The 17,669-nt window shown below is 53.6% G+C and carries 14 protein-coding genes; 2 read left to right on the top strand and 12 right to left on the bottom strand.

What is annotated here, in order from left to right:
• Positions 1-2: 2 nt before the first annotated feature.
• The 11 genes from GSF01_RS07695 to GSF01_RS07745 form a co-directional block, all read right to left on the bottom strand.
• Positions 3-1,349: an oligosaccharide flippase family protein gene (locus tag GSF01_RS07695; protein ID WP_159882559.1), complete on the bottom strand. Its 1,347-nt coding sequence runs from the start codon at positions 1,347-1,349 to the stop codon at positions 3-5.
• Between the two features lie 6 nt (positions 1,350-1,355).
• Positions 1,356-3,071, bottom strand: a complete 1,716-nt coding sequence (locus GSF01_RS07700; protein WP_159882561.1) for a hypothetical protein — start codon at positions 3,069-3,071, stop codon at positions 1,356-1,358.
• A 57-nt stretch (positions 3,072-3,128) separates the two neighbouring features.
• Positions 3,129-4,397, bottom strand: coding sequence for an efflux RND transporter periplasmic adaptor subunit (locus GSF01_RS07705; protein WP_159882563.1), 1,269 nt, complete (start codon positions 4,395-4,397; stop codon positions 3,129-3,131).
• On the bottom strand, positions 4,394-5,830 hold the full coding sequence (locus GSF01_RS07710; RefSeq protein WP_159882565.1) for a hypothetical protein: 1,437 nt from the start codon (positions 5,828-5,830) through the stop codon (positions 4,394-4,396). Before GSF01_RS07710 ends, GSF01_RS07705 begins: the two co-directional genes overlap by 4 nt.
• Positions 5,811-7,004: a glycosyltransferase family 4 protein gene (locus tag GSF01_RS07715; protein WP_159882567.1), complete on the bottom strand. Its 1,194-nt coding sequence runs from the start codon at positions 7,002-7,004 to the stop codon at positions 5,811-5,813. Before GSF01_RS07715 ends, GSF01_RS07710 begins: the two co-directional genes overlap by 20 nt.
• A complete protein-coding gene (locus GSF01_RS07720; RefSeq protein ID WP_159882569.1) occupies positions 7,001-8,158 on the bottom strand; it encodes a glycosyltransferase in 1,158 nt (385 codons plus the stop codon). Before GSF01_RS07720 ends, GSF01_RS07715 begins: the two co-directional genes overlap by 4 nt.
• A 15-nt stretch (positions 8,159-8,173) precedes the next feature.
• On the bottom strand, positions 8,174-9,553 hold the full coding sequence (locus GSF01_RS07725) for a UDP-glucose dehydrogenase family protein (protein ID WP_235941343.1): 1,380 nt from the start codon (positions 9,551-9,553) through the stop codon (positions 8,174-8,176).
• Positions 9,554-9,586: 33 nt separating this feature from the next.
• Positions 9,587-10,276 (bottom strand): sugar transferase, encoded by a 690-nt coding sequence (locus tag GSF01_RS07730; RefSeq protein ID WP_159882571.1) that lies wholly within the window; start codon positions 10,274-10,276, stop codon positions 9,587-9,589.
• A gap of 17 nt (positions 10,277-10,293) precedes the next feature.
• Positions 10,294-11,187, bottom strand: a complete 894-nt coding sequence (gene galU, locus GSF01_RS07735) for a UTP--glucose-1-phosphate uridylyltransferase GalU (protein ID WP_159882573.1) — start codon at positions 11,185-11,187, stop codon at positions 10,294-10,296.
• 428 nt (positions 11,188-11,615) lie between these two features.
• Positions 11,616-12,251, bottom strand: coding sequence for a CpsD/CapB family tyrosine-protein kinase (locus GSF01_RS07740; protein ID WP_159882575.1), 636 nt, complete (start codon positions 12,249-12,251; stop codon positions 11,616-11,618).
• Positions 12,232-12,987 carry a YveK family protein gene (locus GSF01_RS07745; RefSeq protein ID WP_159882577.1) on the bottom strand — a complete coding sequence of 252 codons (756 nt, stop codon included), beginning with the start codon at positions 12,985-12,987 and terminating at the stop codon, positions 12,232-12,234. Before GSF01_RS07745 ends, GSF01_RS07740 begins: the two co-directional genes overlap by 20 nt.
• A 310-nt stretch (positions 12,988-13,297) precedes the next feature.
• Here GSF01_RS07745 and GSF01_RS07750 point away from each other — a divergent pair, with 310 nt between their 5' ends.
• Positions 13,298-13,456 carry a hypothetical protein gene (locus tag GSF01_RS07750; RefSeq protein WP_159882579.1) on the top strand — a complete coding sequence of 53 codons (159 nt, stop codon included), beginning with the start codon at positions 13,298-13,300 and terminating at the stop codon, positions 13,454-13,456.
• A 202-nt stretch (positions 13,457-13,658) separates the two neighbouring features.
• Positions 13,659-16,469 (top strand): PA14 domain-containing protein, encoded by a 2,811-nt coding sequence (locus GSF01_RS07755; RefSeq protein WP_159882581.1) that lies wholly within the window; start codon positions 13,659-13,661, stop codon positions 16,467-16,469.
• A 68-nt stretch (positions 16,470-16,537) separates the two neighbouring features.
• Here the strand turns inward: GSF01_RS07755 and GSF01_RS07760 are convergent, their stop codons facing one another.
• Positions 16,538-17,662 (bottom strand): glycosyltransferase family 4 protein, encoded by a 1,125-nt coding sequence (locus GSF01_RS07760; protein WP_159882583.1) that lies wholly within the window; start codon positions 17,660-17,662, stop codon positions 16,538-16,540.
• Positions 17,663-17,669 lie beyond the last annotated feature (7 nt).

A 17,669-nucleotide genomic window follows, 5' to 3' on the forward strand; every position in this document is an offset into this window, starting at 1 on the left:
CCCTACACCTTTCCTTCCGTCTCTCCCGCCACGCGGACCGGCTTGGAAGCTCTTCGGCCGATACGCTGGCCAGCCTGGAGCAGCGTACGGAACAACGCCCGGAACGAATCGGGATACACGTACAAGAGACTGCGGAAGGAGAGCCCCATCCGGGTGCATCTATGAACCATGAAGCTCCATTTCACAAGAGCCATGGTCACGACCCCCAGCGCCGCTCCTACGCCCTGAAGCGGCTGAACCAGCAGCAGTGTCATCCCCACCCCCGAAGCAAGGCCCAGGATTTCCGACAATGACACATAATGGAACTTGCCCTCCGTAGAGACATAGTTGGTCAGTACCGAGTAAGCAATATTAATCGGCGTGCAGATCAGAAGCACTTGCCCCATAAGCACGGACTCCTTAAACTCCGCCCCATAGACAAGCGGAATGGCGAACGGAATGACGCAGGCAGCTGCTCCAGCCATCAGCAGCGTGGCGTAGAACAAAGTGCCATGCATGCGTTCCACCTGCTTCTGACGGTTGTTCAGCGCCAGGTCCATCAGCTTGGGAAATAAAAAGGTGCCCAAAGCACCGGTGATGATGGAAGGCAGCATGGAGGCTATACTCGATGAAACCGTGTATAACCCGAGCATATAGGTCGTTAGGAACAGGGAGATGATCAGCTGGTCCAGGTTACCCCCGAAGGCCGAGACTAGCCCGACCGAATAAATCTGAATGCCTTTGTTAAAGAGCTCCTTGCCCGTTTGCCAAACCCGGGTCACCTTAGGCCGCACACTGGTGTATACCCATGTGAAGGTCATCAGGAATAACAGAAAAGACCAGGTCAGACTGCCTATGATGAAATTCCGCACCGTATAAAGGTCAAAGATCAGGAGCCCGGTAATCACGAGCAGCACCCCGACCGGATTCAAAATGCGGAGCGCCAGTACCCTCTTGAACATATTGAGCGTCTGTAAAGTCCCGATCAGCCCGTCGGCCAGAAGGCCGAACGGGACAGCCAGCATCGAGATTTGGGCGAATCGGACTACATGCTCGGCATGCCCCGAAAGCAGCACCGGCAGCATCGTTTCACCGACGACCAGGGCGATCAGCCCCATACTGACGCCCAGCACGAGATAGACTCCAAAAAACTCGCGCTGCCGGTCCGGATTCTTTTTGCCCAGAAAGATGACGGCTCCGGGCAAACCGAGCGTAAAGAGCATCGTCAGCAGCATACTCCAGCGGGTGGCGGTGGCCAATTCTCCGCGTCCTTCCGGACCGAGATAACGGGCGCTGATGATGCCCGTTACCAGATTGATCACGATGACCAGTACATTAATGGAAAGACTTGAGAGAAATAAGCGCTTCATGCGTGCCTACCTTTGATTTAGTGTTTTCACAAGCCGTTTGGCTTCGCCCAGCGGCGTGTCGATCGATTCGTAAATTTTGACTACGAGCGGGGTCTCAATCTGATCGGTATACAGGTCGTTGAACGTAAAGCTTTGCTGCGCGCTGACCAGACGCTTCGTTCCGGTGAAGGACAACGTCTCCGACCCGAGCGTACGGCCGAGCTGATCCTCCAGCTCCACCTTCATCTTGGAGAAGTTCTGGTTGACTACGATATTATCCTCGCGGCTAATATCCAGCGTCATGTTCATTTTGTAGCTGTACGTACCCGCATTGTAAAGCGGAGCGACTCTCCAGTCCGCCAGCTTCACGTTGAACGGATAGAAGCGCATGACATCATCGTCCGTCTGCTCCTGAGTCTTCGTCTGGAAGGAAGCGATCGGCACATAGTAAGGCGCGGCCGTCTTGCTGTCCAGGATATTCATGACCAGGTCATCGCCCTGCTCCTTGCTCGGTACGTTGAAGGAATAGCTGACCACATATCCAAGGTTGGAGATCAGATTCTGATCGACCGTCGCCTGGCGTGTTCCCAGATAGCTGTAGCCGTCCTTCGTGCGCAGCTCCGCCTGGAATTCCGGAAGCGCGACAGGACCCTCCAGCTTATTGCGCAGCTTGAACTTGGCGACAACAGTCTGATAGCCGTCGCCTTCCGCTCCGTGCATGTGCAGCTCGACCAGCGAAATATCGATCCCTTGGCGGATCAGTTTATTGAGCGGATCGAACGTAATCGCAGCGCCAGGCTGGTACGCCTGTACCTTCTGGATATCGTGCTTCTTGCCGCTGACGTCCTGCAGGTCGATGACCATTCTGCCGATGGTGTAGTCGATGCTTGTTTTATCCGCATGGACGAAGCTTTCCGGCGTCAATACGACGAGCCGATTCAGCTCAACCTCATTGTCCACCGGGATGGCGAAATACACATATTGCTTAGCGCCCGGCTCCAGCGTGCCGGCCGAGGCCTCCTGCTTCTGACCCTTGAACCAGCCGCTCTCCGCTTGACCATCCAGCTGGAGCAGCGGAATCGCTTCTTTTTTCTTGCCTTTGTTTTCAGCAAGCAGCGTGACGAACGCTACCGGACCCTCCGGCTGATTCTGGTAGAACAGGCTTACCGGCGTATATTCGATCGAAGACGAGAATACGGGCAGCGTGAAGGCTTCGGTCCACGGCTTGATCAGCGCGCTTTCGGGGATAACCGAGCCCTCTCCCTTCCACTGCAAGCCTTCAAGCGGAATGCTCAGCACCGTCTTTTCCTTTTGCGGATACTCGAATTCATCGATCTCGATCCAGTTGAGCGACGACAATACCACATTGTCGCTGCGCTCGATCGTGATCAAGTAGCTGAGCTCTACTTTCTCCTGCGACTGAATAGAGGTTGTATTCGCCGCACTCGGACGAAGCGTATAGTGCGTGCCATCGGCCGTCTGCATGCGCAGTTCGTAATCAGGCACCCGCCGCATCCGGTCCGACGTATTATGGAGCCTTACCACCACGCCGATTCTCGTCTCGCTTCCCGCGTTTTCGTTAAGCACGCTCTTGATCTCGGCCTTGATCGCATCGGTCAGGTTATAAGAGACAGCAACAGGCGCAGCGACCGGTGCGGCAGGCGCAGCGGGTTCAGCCTCGGCTGCGGATACCATAGTCGCAGTCGGAACACATAGGGCGGCAGACAACATCCATACAGTCATGCTTCTCTTCCAAGTCTTGTTCACAGATAGATACCTCACTTTGTAGTTTGTCTGGGCTTAGGGGGTCAGTTGTACCTTATCCTTGTCGTTGAGATGATTTTGACCGGAGATGACGAGCTGTTCGCCTTCCTTCACTCCGACGAGCACTTCCTGGTTCAGCTCATCCTGGCTCATGCGGCCCAGCTCAACCCGGCGGCGCTCCACCGTATCTCCATTCAGCACGAATACGAAGGTATCCTCCGCCTTCCGGACAATGCTGGATACCGGGATCGCAAGAGCGATTTGCTGCTGTTCATCCAGCAGCTGTACCCGGGTTTTCGTGCCCGGCATCAGCTTCAAGGCTTCGTTCGACGCCTCCAGATTCAATTCATACCCCTTGGATTGGGCGTCGATAACGGGAGATAGATACGTGACTTGTCCCTTCACTTTATCCGTTGTTCCCGGAACGTTGAAGGTCATCTCCGTCTTCTCTCTTACCGCTTTGACGTAGGCTTCCGGAATAAAGGCTTTGATTTTGACCGGATCCATCTTTTGAATGACGCCAATTCGTTTGCTGCCATCCGCAAGCATGCCCTTCTCCAGTGTTTGTTCGGTTAAGATGCCCGAAGTGGGGGCCTTGATTTCCATGTTGCCCATGGCCGCATCCAGCTTTTCCACAGCCATCTGGGCGTCCTGCAGCTGGAGATTCAACGCAGACAAGTTGTCTTGACTGTTCAAGGACTTTAACTGCTGTCTCAGCAGGTCCAGATCCAGCTGGGCGTTTTTCAGCTTCACTTCGGCTTCCTGCACAGGAGTTTTATTGATGCGTCCGGCATCGTAGTCATTTTTCAATTTATTGGTATTGCGCGTCAGATCAACCAAGGCTTGCTCCGCTTTCAATATCGAGTTCTGCAGGCCCGTCTTGGTAATCTCGCGTTCCTTCTTGGCCGAGTTAATCGCTTCGATCGCATTCTGGACGTTCATGGCCGCCTTGCTGCGCTCGTAGCTTGCGTCCTGGGAGAATAGCTTGGCAATCACCTCGCCCTCCTGAACCGAGTCGCCGCGCTTTTTGAATACTTCCGTCACTTCCCCCTTTGCTTTAGCGAATAGCTCGATTTGTACTGAGGAGATAATTTCCGCTGTCAGCTCAGGAGGCTCGCCCAGTTTGATTTTCTGCAGCTTGGCAACCTTCACGGCCTTCGTTTGTTGTTCATTGACAGCCGTGGCTGCAGTGGACCCCAGCATATTCGTGCAGCCCGTAATCAGGCTGAAGCTGACTCCGACTGCGACCACTGCCGTCATACCATGACGGGTAAGATGCGTCTGTTTCTGCCGTTTTTTTCTCATGTCTGCCGATTTCCTCCCTGAGTAAGCGTCAATTTATCCAAAAACCCGATACTGAGCCAAATAAGAGCGCACACCGAATAGTTCCCTCCATTCGACCAAGCACCGATCGTTGCTATCAAAATACCTAATATGATGAGGACCGTCGTCTGGCTGTGTGCCATCTTGAAGGCTCTGCGCAGTGTCTCCAGCAAAATCAACCCATACACCAAACCGCCCAGAATGCCGGTTGAGATCATCATATTGCTTAAATCTACCTCGGAGCTGTCTCCCGAGTCGGAGAGCTTGGCCCCTGCCAGCGTTGTGGAGCCAAGACCGTGGCCGATGGGGTTCATGACCCCCTTAATCATGCCATTGACAAACATGGCCGCGTGAATCCCGGCTGTGGAATGCTCCTCATCCAGCGGATTCGCTAGACCGTTCACCTGATGGGCAATCAGCTCGTTGCTGCTTTCGATGCGGCTGATCCCCATAAAAGCAGCCATCAGCACGCCAGCCATAATAAGCAGGGACAGCAGCCGGCCTGCCGTTGTCTTGGCATGCACAACGGTGACGACCGCGAGCGCCAGAGCTGTCAGAAACACCGGCGTACGACTGGATTGCATAAAGATGCTATAGAGGAGCAAGGGCAGGATCAGCACCGCGCAGAGCCTCTGGACCACATGGCCCCGCAGCAGATAAACCCATAGGATGACCACGGAAACGACCAGAAACGACGTATACTCGGCCGCATTGGTGAAAAACGAGAACGCCCTTGATCCATCGCCGATAATTAGCGCTGCGTATCCCGCAATTTCGATCCATATCCGCTCGAATTGAGCGAACCCGTATGTAATCTGCTTCAAGCCGTATAAGCTTGCGATGACGGCAATCCCGCATATGGTTCCATAGATGCGCTTCAGCCAAACCTCTGTCATATACAGCCGGCTGAGCACCATCCAGAAGAGAGGCACCACATAGAACATAATGCCGCCGAACCCGGTAAGAATGCTGCCTTGCAGCGGGTTGACCACCTGAATCAAGTCGATGATGATCATCCAGCGTACGAGCTTGAACAGGTACGTATCGTCTTCCTTTGGAATGCCTTGCCGACCGATATAAGTACGGTACATCCAGAAGAAGCCCATCATCAAGATCACGACCGGAGCGAAAATAACCAGCGGATCATAAGAACTCCATCCCGATACGGGAATCAGCATCCGGCGGAAAAATCCGAGAAACGGCAAGTAGACCAGTAAGCTAAACATCAGCACTCTTGGATTTCGAACCGCAAGCGGAAGGGCAAGCAGCAGCAGCCCGAGAAAAATCAGCAAGCGGATTTTGCCGGGCTCCAGAGACCACTTCCCGAGTAAATATCCGCCGAAGATGACTGACAACAGCACCAGCGTCCATTTGAGCACGCGGTGATCTTGGATTCTATGGATGAGTACGCTCAATTTCGAAGCCCCTACTTCCGTGTCGATGTTCGTGCATATTGCGATAAATCTCGTTCATCAGGCTGTACGTATGATCCCAGGTTAAGGAGGATACCCTCTGCCTCGCCTGTTCCCTTATAGCGAGCTGCTTGGCCGGATCGGCCAATATGCTGCGGATTCGCTCTGCGATGAGCCCGCCATCGCGTTCGATCCAATACCCGTTTACCCCATCCTCGATCAGATCCTCAACGCCGCCTACGCGAGTCGACAGCACGACCAGCCCGGCCGCCGCCGCTTCATGCACGACAAGCGAGAAGGTTTCGTAGCTGGAAGGGAAAATAAAAAGATCGCTGAGGCCAAACCATTCCTCGGGGTTCGGCCGTTTACCGGCGAAGACGACACGCTTCCGGGCCGACTCTGCGATCTTGGGCAAGTACGCCTCCTTATCTCCCTTTCCGACAACGATCAGATGCAGATTGGGAAACTCAGCCGCTGTCCGGTTAAAAGCATCGATGACAAAATCCAATCCCTTCAGCGGCCAATCGCCGCCCATAAACAATGCGAAGTCGCCTTGCTCCGGCAAGCCGTGCTTCCTTCGAAGCGCACGCTTCTCTTCTTCGGCGAACGGCCTGAAGCAATTCGTATCGACGCCATTGGGCACTACATCAACCTCATCCCCGTCATAAGGAAACGAAGTTAACAGCTCTTGGCGCACGCGGCTTGATACCGCGATCAGCCGCCGGGTGCGCTTCGGCTTGTAAATCAGTCTTTCCATGCTCAGGGCAAGGAATGAAGCAAACGAGCTATTCCACCTGCGAAGCAAGGAGCGGTTCAGCTTGGAGCGGGTATTCCCCGTAGCCGCCACATAGCCGGCGTGGCAAAAGTGCACCGTCGAGACATCCGCCCGATTCGCCACAATCGCTCCTGTCGTATGCAGAATATCGCGTTTGATGAACAACAAACGCAGAGTAGCCATTATAGCGAACACGATCATCTTGAGCGGTACAGGCTTTGCCATGACCGGAATCCGGATAAACCGGACGCCCGAAGGATCGGCCAGCTTCATAGAAGCGGCAACCACCGTCACGTCCGCATCCCGCTTCAAGCGCATGATCACTTCCTCAAGGTGACGCTCCATACCGCCGCCGCCGCCCACATCATGAGCGACGACTACGATTTTTTTTCTTGTCGTCATCGTGCCGCCTTCCCGGACAGCTCACCCGGCCGTCCTTCCACTAATGCCTGCTCGAACGCCTTGGCAAGGCCCTTCTTGCTGTAGCTGCTGCTGACCGCAGCCAGCCCGATCTCCGCCCGGCGATCCCGCTCTTCCGGATGCTCCATCAGGGACCGGATCATGCCGGCCAGCTCTTCCGCGTTGCGCTCCGGCACGACCCAGCCGCCGCCGGTCTCCCGGATCAGCACGGGAATTTCGCCGCTATCGCTCCCCAGGACGGGAACGCCGCAAGCCATAGCCTCCACAATGACCCGGCCGAACTGTTCTTTCCAATTGGGCATGGTTAGCGACGGCAGCGCCAGGATATCCATCGTGTTCATCCACCGGTGAACATCGTTATGCTTGACCGAATCGAGAATCCGGATATGTTCCGGATAACGGGTCTGGGCGCTTCGGATTTCCTCCTGCAGCTCGCCTTTGCCCACGAAGAGGAAGCACACCGGCTGCCCGGCCAGCTTCTCCACGGCCTCAAGCAAATATCGAATGCCCTTCTCCTCGACAAATCGGCCGACATAGCCTACGACAAACCGGTTCTCTATATTCAGCTCCTGCCGCAGCTGCCGGCCCTCTTCGCGCATCGGCTTGAATTGCCCCGTATCGACCCCGAGCGGGAAGGGCAGCAGACCGCCTGAATAGTTCTTCTTGCGCAGCACCGCCCCTACATCCCGGCTGACGACGGCAGCAAGGTCCGTACGGGCCAGGACATATTGTTCCATCCAGCGGAACGGCAAAGGATATTGTTTGAGTATATTCTGCGCGGAATAGACGACTCGCTTCATCGGAATGTCTCTGGAAGCGTAGAAAGCCTGCCAGGCGCTGGCGGAGTAAGGCTCCTCTTCCACGAACAGCACATCGGGACGGAACCCTGCGATCGAGGGACGGAGGTTGGATTGATAGTAATGGAGCGGAATGCTGCGGGAAAGTCCGACCTTGCGCTGCTCGATCGTTCCGGCAAAGTCAGGCCATCTGGATACTTCAACAGCATCCGCTGAATAGGTCGTACGGAAATTGGAAGGCACGATCAATTGAACCGTATGACCGAGTGCCTCCAGCTCCGCATAAAATTGCTGATTCACATCAGTAACGCAAGGATGGCTGATCGCCATGATTTTCATCGTCATCTCTCCACCTTACGGATGAACGTGAACCGGCTCGCGGCTTGCACCGCCCCTGATCCCCACGCCCGTATATTCCATCTCTTGCCCGTAACGGTCCACAAAGGCATTGCGCCCGTCGATCCAGATCGGCCGGGCCATCCAAGCCTTCAGATTGTCCGCACCGATCTCCGCATACTCGGGCCATTCCGTTACCAGCAGCGCGGCATCCGCGCCCAGCAGCGCTTCTTGCACGCTTTCGCAAGGCAGAACCTCGGATGGCAGAAGCTGCCGGGTTTTATCCAGGGCGATCGGATCATGAACCCGCACCTCGGCACCCTCACGAATGAGAGCCTCGATAATCGGCAGGCTTGGCGCCTCGCGAATATCGTCTGTTCCCGGCTTGAACGTCAAGCCGAGCACCGTGATTTTTTTTCCATAGAGCGTTCCGAGACTTGCTCTCGCTTTCTCGATCAGCTTGAACTTCTGGGCCCCGTTTACTTCGATAACGGCTGCCAGCAGCTTGAAGTCATATCCATTGGTGTCCGCAATATGGTGGAGAGCGCGCGTATCCTTCGGAAAGCAGCTCCCTCCGTACCCGATGCCCGCATGCAGGAAGGCTTTGCCGATTCGCGCATCGGTCCCGATAATATCGGCTACCCGCCTGACGTCCGCACCCACCGCATCGCACACATTGGCAATTTCGTTAATGAAGCTGATCTTCATCGCCAGAAACGCATTGGCTGCATACTTGGCCAGCTCCGCGCTGCGCAGGTCCACAGCCAGGAAGGGTACGGCCTTCAGGCCATCCGGCCTTGGCGCGAACGTCGGCGCCTGGAAGCTTTGATTCGTCAAGCCCTCGTACATCTCACGCAGAGTCGTTATCGCTTCCTCTTCTCCCCCCACGACGATACGCTCCGGATACAGCGTATCCGGAACGGCGCGTCCCTGGCGCAGGAACTCAGGATTCGAAGCGATGCTAACCCGCTCCTGCAGGCCGAAAGCCTTGATCTTGTCGGCGATGAAGTCGGCCGTACCGACAGGAACCGTGCTTTTATTGACCAGAACGGTCGGCGTCTCCTTACCGATCAGATGAGAGATGACGTCATCGGCCGCTCCGTACAAATAAGCTAGATTAGGCGATCCGTCTTCGTTCGCCGGCGTGCCGACGGCAAAAATGAGCACCTCGGCTTCGGATACTGCCAATTCGATAGAGGTCGTGAAGCTGATCCGCTCCTCCGACTCCTTCAGCAGCTCCTCAAGACCCGGCTCATAGATCGGCATCAGTCCGGCCTTCAGCCCGTCGATCTTTCGCTCGTCGATATCAACGCAGGTAACCCGGTGGCCGAGGAAGGCCAGCGAAATGCCTGTCGTCAGTCCAACGTACCCCGTTCCAATGACACTTACGTTCATCATCAATATCTCCTTACCAGGCTTATAATTGTATATTTAGTACGAGTTTTTCGGGAAGAACATGATCCACACCGTTCTGAAAATCAGCTTCACGTCAAACCACAGGCTTTGGTTGCGGATATAATACAAATCCAGCTCGACCATCTGCTCGAAAGAAAGACCGTTGCGGCCGCTGACCTGCCACAGCCCTGTGCACCCCGGTACGACCAGCAGACGCTGCTTGTCATAGCCGGTATATTGATCGACCTCGCGCTGCAGAGGCGGACGAGGCCCGACCAAGCTCATCTCGCCCTTCAATACATTCCACAGCTGTGGAAGCTCATCCAGGCTTGTGATACGCAGGATACGCCCGACCTTCGTGATCCGGGGATCGTTTTTCATTTTGAACATGGCGCCCTGTACTTCGTTTTTGTCAAGCAGGTCTTTGAGCAGCGACTCGGCATTCCATACCATCGATCTGAACTTGTACATGGCGAACGGCTTGCCGTTTTTTCCAACCCGCATTTGCCTAAAGAAAATGGACCCTTTCGGGTCCTCGAGCTTGATCAATACCGAGATGACAGCAAACACCGGCAGCAGCAGGAGCAGTCCCGCGAGCGATCCGACAACGTCCATCGTGCGTTTGGCCCACAAATATAATTTGCGCTGTTCAGTGTTCGCATGAATACTGCTTTCCTTATAGTAGTGCCGCGGGCTCAATGCTTCCGCTTTATTGGTGTCCGACATCGTAGGTTGCGCCTCCTCTAGCCGATAGCCTGCGGCAGGGTGCTTTCTTCGACAATTTGTCCCATTGCATGGAGCAGCGGGGTGCGAAGCTCAGGATTGCGCATCGCAAACTCCAGCGTTGTCAGAATAAAGCCCAATTTCTCGCCGACATCATATCGCTTGCCCGCAAAGTGGTAGGCGAATACGCGTTGCGCCTCGTTCAGCTTTTGAATCGCATCCGTCAGCTGAATTTCTCCTCCGGCTCCCTCCAGCTGCAGATCCAGGAAAGGGAAAATTTCCGGCGTCAGCACGTAGCGGCCCATAATAGCCAGATTCGACGGCGCCGTCCCCAGCGCCGGCTTCTCCACAAACGACTTGACCTCGTACAGGTCGCCGGCCTTGCTGACCGGATCGATAATTCCGTAACGCTGCGTCTCTTGATCGGATACCGGCTGTACGCCGATGACCGACGAGCCCGTCTTATCGTACTGATCGATCAACTGCTTCAGGCAAGGCTCCTTGTCGCTCATTACAATATCGTCGCCAAGCAGTACGGCGAACGGCTCATCGCCGATAAAGCGCCTTGCGCACCATACGGCATGCCCGAGACCCTTCGGTTCCTTCTGCCGAATGTAATGAATATCCACCCGGGATGAACGCTGCACTTCTTCGAGCAGCTTCAGCTTGCCCTTCTCTGCCAAATTGCTTTCAAGCTCAAAGGCGTGATCGAAGTGATCCTCAATCGCGCGTTTCCCTTTACCGGTTACGATGATAATATCCTCGATTCCCGATGCTACCGCCTCTTCGACGATATATTGGATGGTAGGCTTGTCGATGATAGGAAGCATTTCCTTGGGCATCGCCTTAGTGGCAGGAAGGAATCTGGTTCCGAGTCCCGCTGCCGGGATGATTGCTTTTCTTACTTTCTTCATCACTAATTCCTCCATGTCATATAGGATAGGTATGATATATACAAAAACGAAAACCGTTACTCTTAGATGAAGGAACGCGCAACAGTCGGCCGGGTTTTCGCAGTACAACATCTTCGCTAAAAAAACTAACTATGCCGTCTTTGTCCGCCTGCCATTTTATTTAACATGCGGCAAACATGGCCGCAGCAAAACGGCATAAGTAGAATTTCTATAAATCTTATATGAAAATATCGGGGCATCGAACCCCTCCTCACGCCACACCCTTGACAATTGATGTCTAAGGCGTTTCCACCCACAGCATGGCCGAGTGCCTACAGTGATAAAGGTACAGTAGGCATTACCTGTTCCCGCGACAGCAGGAATGCGTTTTTTCGTCAATCTGTTCGATTTCCGGGACACAAGGGACTTGCGGCCCGGGCCTCTTCTATTTAGACCGATACCGTCTTATCCTTATTCATGAGCACACCCAATAAATTGGCCTTGACACGCTCCAACTCTTCTTTGGATCGCTTGGCCAACGCACGCTTCACCTTGCCTTGCTGCACGACGAAGACAACCCCGTCGCATTTGGCGCTAATAATTTTCGAATCGATATGTCCGATAACCGGAGGCGCATCAACCACGACCATATCGAATTCCTGCTTCAGCCTTGCAAGCAGCTCATCCATCTCCTGCGAGGAGAGCAGATCTGAGATTTGAGAGGCGCCCGTTCCCGCAAAGAGCAGGGACAAATTCCTCATGTCGGAAGCTGATAAAACCTCGGACAGCTCGCTCGACTTGTTCAGTACATTCGTCAAACCGCGCGCATTGGGCTCCCCATAAAACGTATGAACGCCGGGATTTCGAACATCGGCATCGACAAGGATCGTCCTTTTGCCCGACTGGGCATAGGCGCTCGCCAAGTTGACAGCCGTTGTCGTCCTTCCTTCCCCTCGTCCCGCCGATGTGACGGCTACGGTCCGGATGGCCGGATCCGACGAAGATTTGAAATCGATATTCACCCTTAGCTCGACATAGGCCTCCGGAAGACCCTGCTGTTCTTCTCTAGTTTTCGACTGTCGCATAGGCGATTTCCCCTCCTTGGCTGCGCGGTCTGGCCTGCTTCAACGACTTCATCTGATTTTTCTTCATGACCGGCACCGCTGCCAGCATCTCCAGCCCCATCACCTGGGCTACGTCTTGCTCTGACTTCAGCGTATCATCCAAGAACTCCAGAAGGAGCACGACTCCGAGCGCAAACACCAAAGCAACAAACGCGCTGATAAACACGTACATATTGGATTTCTGATTGATCGGCACCGGACGCTCTTTCATTTCGGCCGTGTGCAAGATCTCAATATTGTTCACCTTCATAATTTCCGGAATCTCGGTCTGGAAGACCGCCGTGACCGCATTCACCACGTTCATCGCTCGTTCGTATGAGAAATCCCTGACGCTGATCGTCATGACCTGCGTGTTGTTAATGGATTGAACATTGATAATCTGGCTTAACTCCGCTGTCGTTAGATTCAAGTCCGGATATCGTTGAACCACCTTTCCCATAACGGCAGGAGTCCTGATTATTTCCTTATAGGTGTCTATTAATCGGATACTATAGGCCATCGAACCCAGATCCATTTGCTTATTGCCCAACTCCTCCAATTCGACGGTTTTATTGACGATAACTTTTGTCGAGGCTTGGTAAATAGGGTGATAATTGTACTGGTTGTACACGGCCGTCGTGATCGTCGCGATAATAACTACTAGAAGAACAATCCATGAACGTTTTTTAAGCACTCGCACGAGTTCTTTGGGTTCCATACTAACCTCCGCACTTGAGATAATGACTAAATCCTAAGGAAAGAACATGAAAAGATACACAATGTATCGGGTTTATATCCTTACTCTATGATACAATATGTATCTTGTCAACCACTTTTTTTGTTAAGGTTGTCATGAAAAAGCGCAGTTTTTTGTAAATTCCTCTAAAGACGGGCGTTGGTATCGCTACCAAATAACGATTAGAAAAATTTTAAAATGTAGGTCTAGACAACGAGGATACGAAGCGTATATAATCCACCTAGGATACACAGCGTATCTGAAATAGAGAGAATCATAGGAGGTGAGTATTTTGGAGAAGAAACGTTACGCAAAACCTGAAGTAACCAATCATGAAATGATCAGTTTCGAAACCGGTTTGTCCAGCTGCATTAAAGTTGCGACAATCGACGGCACGAATCCCGTTCAACGCGTGTGCTTGAAGTCGGATAACACTTGGCACAATCTGTAAGAGAGCGGCCACCAACACCAGGAACGAAGTCCGTTCCTGGTGTTTTCTATTTTCAGCTATGAAAATGGGTGTCTAAATCCCTATTTTCGGTTAATGAGGGGCATAGCTCCGCAAGCAATTTGAGGAACCAGTCCGATTTTTTTTTCATATCCTAAATGGTACAGTATCCTGAGTTGTGAAATTTTACGAAGGAGGGGCAAGGATGAAAAAACCAGGATGGAAGCGATTATCTGTGCTTACCTTGATCGTCGCTGCTATGAGCTTGACCGGGGCCGCACCATTCGGTGATTCAAACAACCCCGGCTTCAATGCCGCGGCACAGGGACAGTCTTATGAGGATTGGCGGGAGCAGGAGGTACCTTTCGGCTATCGCTCATTCTATCATGCGCCCTGGAAAGCGTACATGGACACATGGGATGCGAACCGTTTTCTGGAAACCCCCGGTATTGTCTTCAATGTAAGCGCACAAGAGGCCGATGCCACAGCCCAGGTTCTGGCGGAATCGGGAATACGCAGGGCACGTATCGAGATCGGCTGGGGAAGCTTGTCCTACGCGGATGAAACGAAGCTGAGGCCTATTGCCGATGAGAGCTTTACCCAAATTTTGCAGGCGTTAAAAAAACATAAGATTAGACCTCTGATCCTGCTCAATGCCAATGCCGGCATGCCGGTCCCATCGGAGGATCTCAAGTTTACGTTAAAGGAAAACGCCCCATCCGGCGCCAAGGAAATCTATCTGACTTCAACGGCAGGGATCGTGCCCCGCTATACCGGACTGATCAATATGGCCTATCAATCCATGTATCCGGTCATCACCAGTGTTGACCCCGTAACCGGCCGGTGCGAATTGTCAGCGCCGCTGCCCCGTGCCATTGCTAAGGGAGACCTTATGCTCCGCCTATTCAAGTACCAGCCATTCTCCGGAGCGACCTTCCAGGACGGCACTCCTAACCCCGCCGCTCAGGAAACTTTAGACGGTTGGGTCAGATATGTGAAGACGGTTACGAACTATGTAAAGAAGAACCTCGGCACGGCCGGTGCAGCGGATGCCGGCTTCGATCTTGAAGTATGGAATGAGTATACCTTTGGCAGCCAGTTCTTGAATATCAATAATTATTATAAGCCCGGCTTCACCTTCGGCTCACCCATCAGCTACTCAGCCGGAGAGAATACGATGACGGGACCGGAGATCATTCTTCCGCTAACTGTGAATGTCGTAAAGGACAAAGCTAACCAATTGCCTGGCGTAAAAGTCATCAGCGGCTTCTCCAATCAACGCCCCTGGGAAAACGGTACCGAAAATTGGTTCGGTATGGATGGATTCAGCCGGCATCCCTATACCGGTTACGATCTGATCAACCCTGAAGCCTTCAACATACAGCAGGATAAAATACTGGACGATTCCCGGGCTCCAAGCACCTTTGTCCCGGAATATATTTCGTTTTTCCCTGAAAAATGGTTCTATGCGGTACAAACCGAATTTATTGTAAGGGATGTACAGCCATTTCCCGGTCCTTGGAGCCTGCATGGCCGCTACTCCAATCCCGGAAACGGCAAAACGGCGGAGGTTTGGATGTCTGAGGTAAATATGGCCCGGCTGAACTTTGCCCGCGAGCTTATGCGACAGACGGGGGCGACGAATCAAGACCCTGCCCTGCTCAATGTCATGCATCGGATAGGAGCCAAATCCACTCTGCGGCATTATACGTTCTTCAGCAATAAAGGTGTCAAGGCAGTTACCCTTTTCTCCGCAAAGGATAGCGATATGTCCAACGGAGTGATTCCTCTAGCCTTCTTTGACGAGCTGCGCAAGAACAAGTATGTGCTGACTCCAGCCATTCGGGAGAAAGCAGGTCCGCAGCTTCGGGCTCTTGCCAATACCGTTAATCTTTTGAAAACAGGCGATTCCATAGACAACCCGCGGGACCTGCAGGTGACTGCGATCCAGGACCCTGCTCCCAAGCTGGAATTTAAAGGCGCGGGCAGCACCCAGAATCCGGATCGTTTTGAGGATCTGGCCATACTGCCCACACAGCTGAAAGCTAATAAATTTGCCGTCGGTTACTATGCCGTAACCCGTAACTTGGCCGAAACGCGGGATGCCGGCAAGGATCTTCTGGACGCCGCCCGTTATGATATGGCTCCGAAGATGTACGAGGTCACCTTCTCCAATGTCCAGGGTCAAGGCGCCAAAGTAAGCTCTTACGATCCGATTGAAAACCGGACGATACCGGTTACCGTGACAAAAGCAACTGCCGGAACCATCACCGTTCAGCTGGAGACGGTAGACTATCCCAGGTTTCTTATTATAGAAGAATTAGCGAAGGGCCCTCTGCTTCAGGATATTAAGCTGGATAGGAAAGCGTCGGGAGGAGCCGTCCTGTCCTTCACCCCGAACACCACAGGGCAAGCCTCTATTTCCTGGGGGCCCTATCCGGTAAGATCCTCGACTTCATTCCGGGAAATTACGTACGTCGATGAACAATTCAAGAAGGAAGAGTCGGCGAGGGATGTCCGAATGATTAATTTCGATACAACCGATCAGGTGCTGCCCGCCAAGAAAGGCTCATGGAAGTGGGTTGGGACCATCGTACCGAAATATTCCGAGACCTACACCTTCTTGATCGAATCGCCGAATTGCCGTATCGAGCTATGGGTAGGAGACCAGAAGCTGGTGAACTGGTGCGAGACGAAGCGAAGCGGCTCCATAGAATTGAAAGCCGGGCAGCCCTATACCTTGACCTTGGCCTACTCCTCTCCCTACCAATCCGCGCAGACGGTAAAGCTGTTCTGGGCTAGCACCAACCAGCCCCGCGAGCTGGTAACGGCAGGGAAGAACAATCAGGCTGCCGTAGTCAATGTGACCCAAAACCAGCGCAAGTCCATTGATCTGCCGCAGCTGAAAGACGGAGACAGTGTTCGCATCCAGATGACTTCCGGATCTACGACGGTCACCTTCCCGCAGTGGAACTACGATGTGCGAGGCGTTCTCTGGAAAAACCAGCCTCGATAACGATAACAGGAAAGGCTGCTGTTCAAGCTTACTCAGCTTGGACAGCAGCCTTTTTCTCATTCGCAAGGTCACGCCTTCGCGTTGACCAGCAGGCTCAGGTTATTCTCGAAGCGCTCCGCCATCTTATGGGCGGTGAAGCGGGATTCCACGGTGGATCTTGCGTTTTGGCCCATGGCCTGCACGGATATTTTCCCTTCGACGATGCTGGTCATCAGTTCTACAAGCTGATCTTCCGTGCCGTCGTACAGCAGTCCGTCGAATCCGCTGTTAATGATCTCCTTGGGCCCTCCCCTTCCGACAGCCAGTACCGCTTTGCCCAGTGCCATCGACTCGGTAATGACCATGCCGAAGGGCTCGAGCAGGGAAGCGTGTACCACTACATCGGTGACGGCCAGTATGGGGGCGACCTGTTTCTGATGCCCAAGGAAAATCACACGTTCCGGATGGCCTTCCTTTGCGATCGCCTTAAGCTCGTCCTCATATTCCGTCTCGAGGCCGAACAACGCACCGCCGATCACCAGCATATAGACGGGATGCTGTCGGCTGACCCGATTGAAGGCCCGAATGACGACATCAGGCCGTTTCCAGCGCTGCAGTCTTCCCAGAAAGGCAAAAATGATGGCATCCTCTGGTATTCCATGTACGGCTCGGAAGTCGTTACCCTCAGCGGCTGCCGCTACTGGAAATTCGTTTAAATCGACGCCCAGATTGTTTAACAGCACCGGTGCTTTGGGCTTCAGTTTTTCTTGATAGTGCTTCGATATAAGGGAGGGGCAAAGCACACCGGTTGCGGGAATTCGCGATACAAGCCGGTCCAGCCAATGCTTGTCGGGGACTCCATGCTGCCACCAAACGGCCGGCTTACGTTCCAGGCGCGCCGCCACTCCTCCATACAAGTGGGCCTTCGGCATCCAGTTGACGACCAGATCGATCCCTCTGCTTCGGATCAGGCTCCGCAGCTGGCTAATGACCCGGAAATAGGAGGTCACATTGCGCAATCTGGCTGCATCCAGCACATGGGTGCGGCAGCCTAGCTGCTCGACTTCCTCCACCAGGCTCCCCTGCTGGAAGAATACAACCTCGGCCTGGAACTTGTCGGCATTCAGATGCTTGAGAATATCGACCATGACCCGCTCAGCGCCGCCTCGCTCTGCCACCGGACTAATGATCAGCAGCTTCATCTTCTTTATCATGCTTCGT

This window comes from Paenibacillus puerhi, from assembly GCF_009846885.1.
GTDB classification, from domain to species: Bacteria; Bacillota; Bacilli; order Paenibacillales; family NBRC-103111; genus Paenibacillus_G; species Paenibacillus_G puerhi.

Coding starts and splice junctions, on each gene's coding strand:
- GSF01_RS07695 (WP_159882559.1), bottom strand. CDS start 1,349: ATGAAGCGCTTATTTCTCTCAAGTCTTTCCATTAATGTACTGGTCATC.
- GSF01_RS07700 (WP_159882561.1), bottom strand. CDS start 3,071: ATGACTGTATGGATGTTGTCTGCCGCCCTATGTGTTCCGACTGCGACT.
- GSF01_RS07705 (WP_159882563.1), bottom strand. CDS start 4,397: ATGAGAAAAAAACGGCAGAAACAGACGCATCTTACCCGTCATGGTATG.
- GSF01_RS07715 (WP_159882567.1), bottom strand. CDS start 7,004: ATGACGACAAGAAAAAAAATCGTAGTCGTCGCTCATGATGTGGGCGGC.
- GSF01_RS07720 (WP_159882569.1), bottom strand. CDS start 8,158: ATGAAAATCATGGCGATCAGCCATCCTTGCGTTACTGATGTGAATCAG.
- GSF01_RS07725 (WP_235941343.1), bottom strand. CDS start 9,553: ATGATGAACGTAAGTGTCATTGGAACGGGGTACGTTGGACTGACGACA.
- GSF01_RS07730 (WP_159882571.1), bottom strand. CDS start 10,276: ATGTCGGACACCAATAAAGCGGAAGCATTGAGCCCGCGGCACTACTAT.
- galU (WP_159882573.1), bottom strand. CDS start 11,187: ATGAAGAAAGTAAGAAAAGCAATCATCCCGGCAGCGGGACTCGGAACC.
- GSF01_RS07740 (WP_159882575.1), bottom strand. CDS start 12,251: ATGCGACAGTCGAAAACTAGAGAAGAACAGCAGGGTCTTCCGGAGGCC.
- GSF01_RS07745 (WP_159882577.1), bottom strand. CDS start 12,987: ATGGAACCCAAAGAACTCGTGCGAGTGCTTAAAAAACGTTCATGGATT.
- GSF01_RS07755 (WP_159882581.1), top strand. CDS start 13,659: ATGAAAAAACCAGGATGGAAGCGATTATCTGTGCTTACCTTGATCGTC.
- GSF01_RS07760 (WP_159882583.1), bottom strand. CDS start 17,662: ATGATAAAGAAGATGAAGCTGCTGATCATTAGTCCGGTGGCAGAGCGA.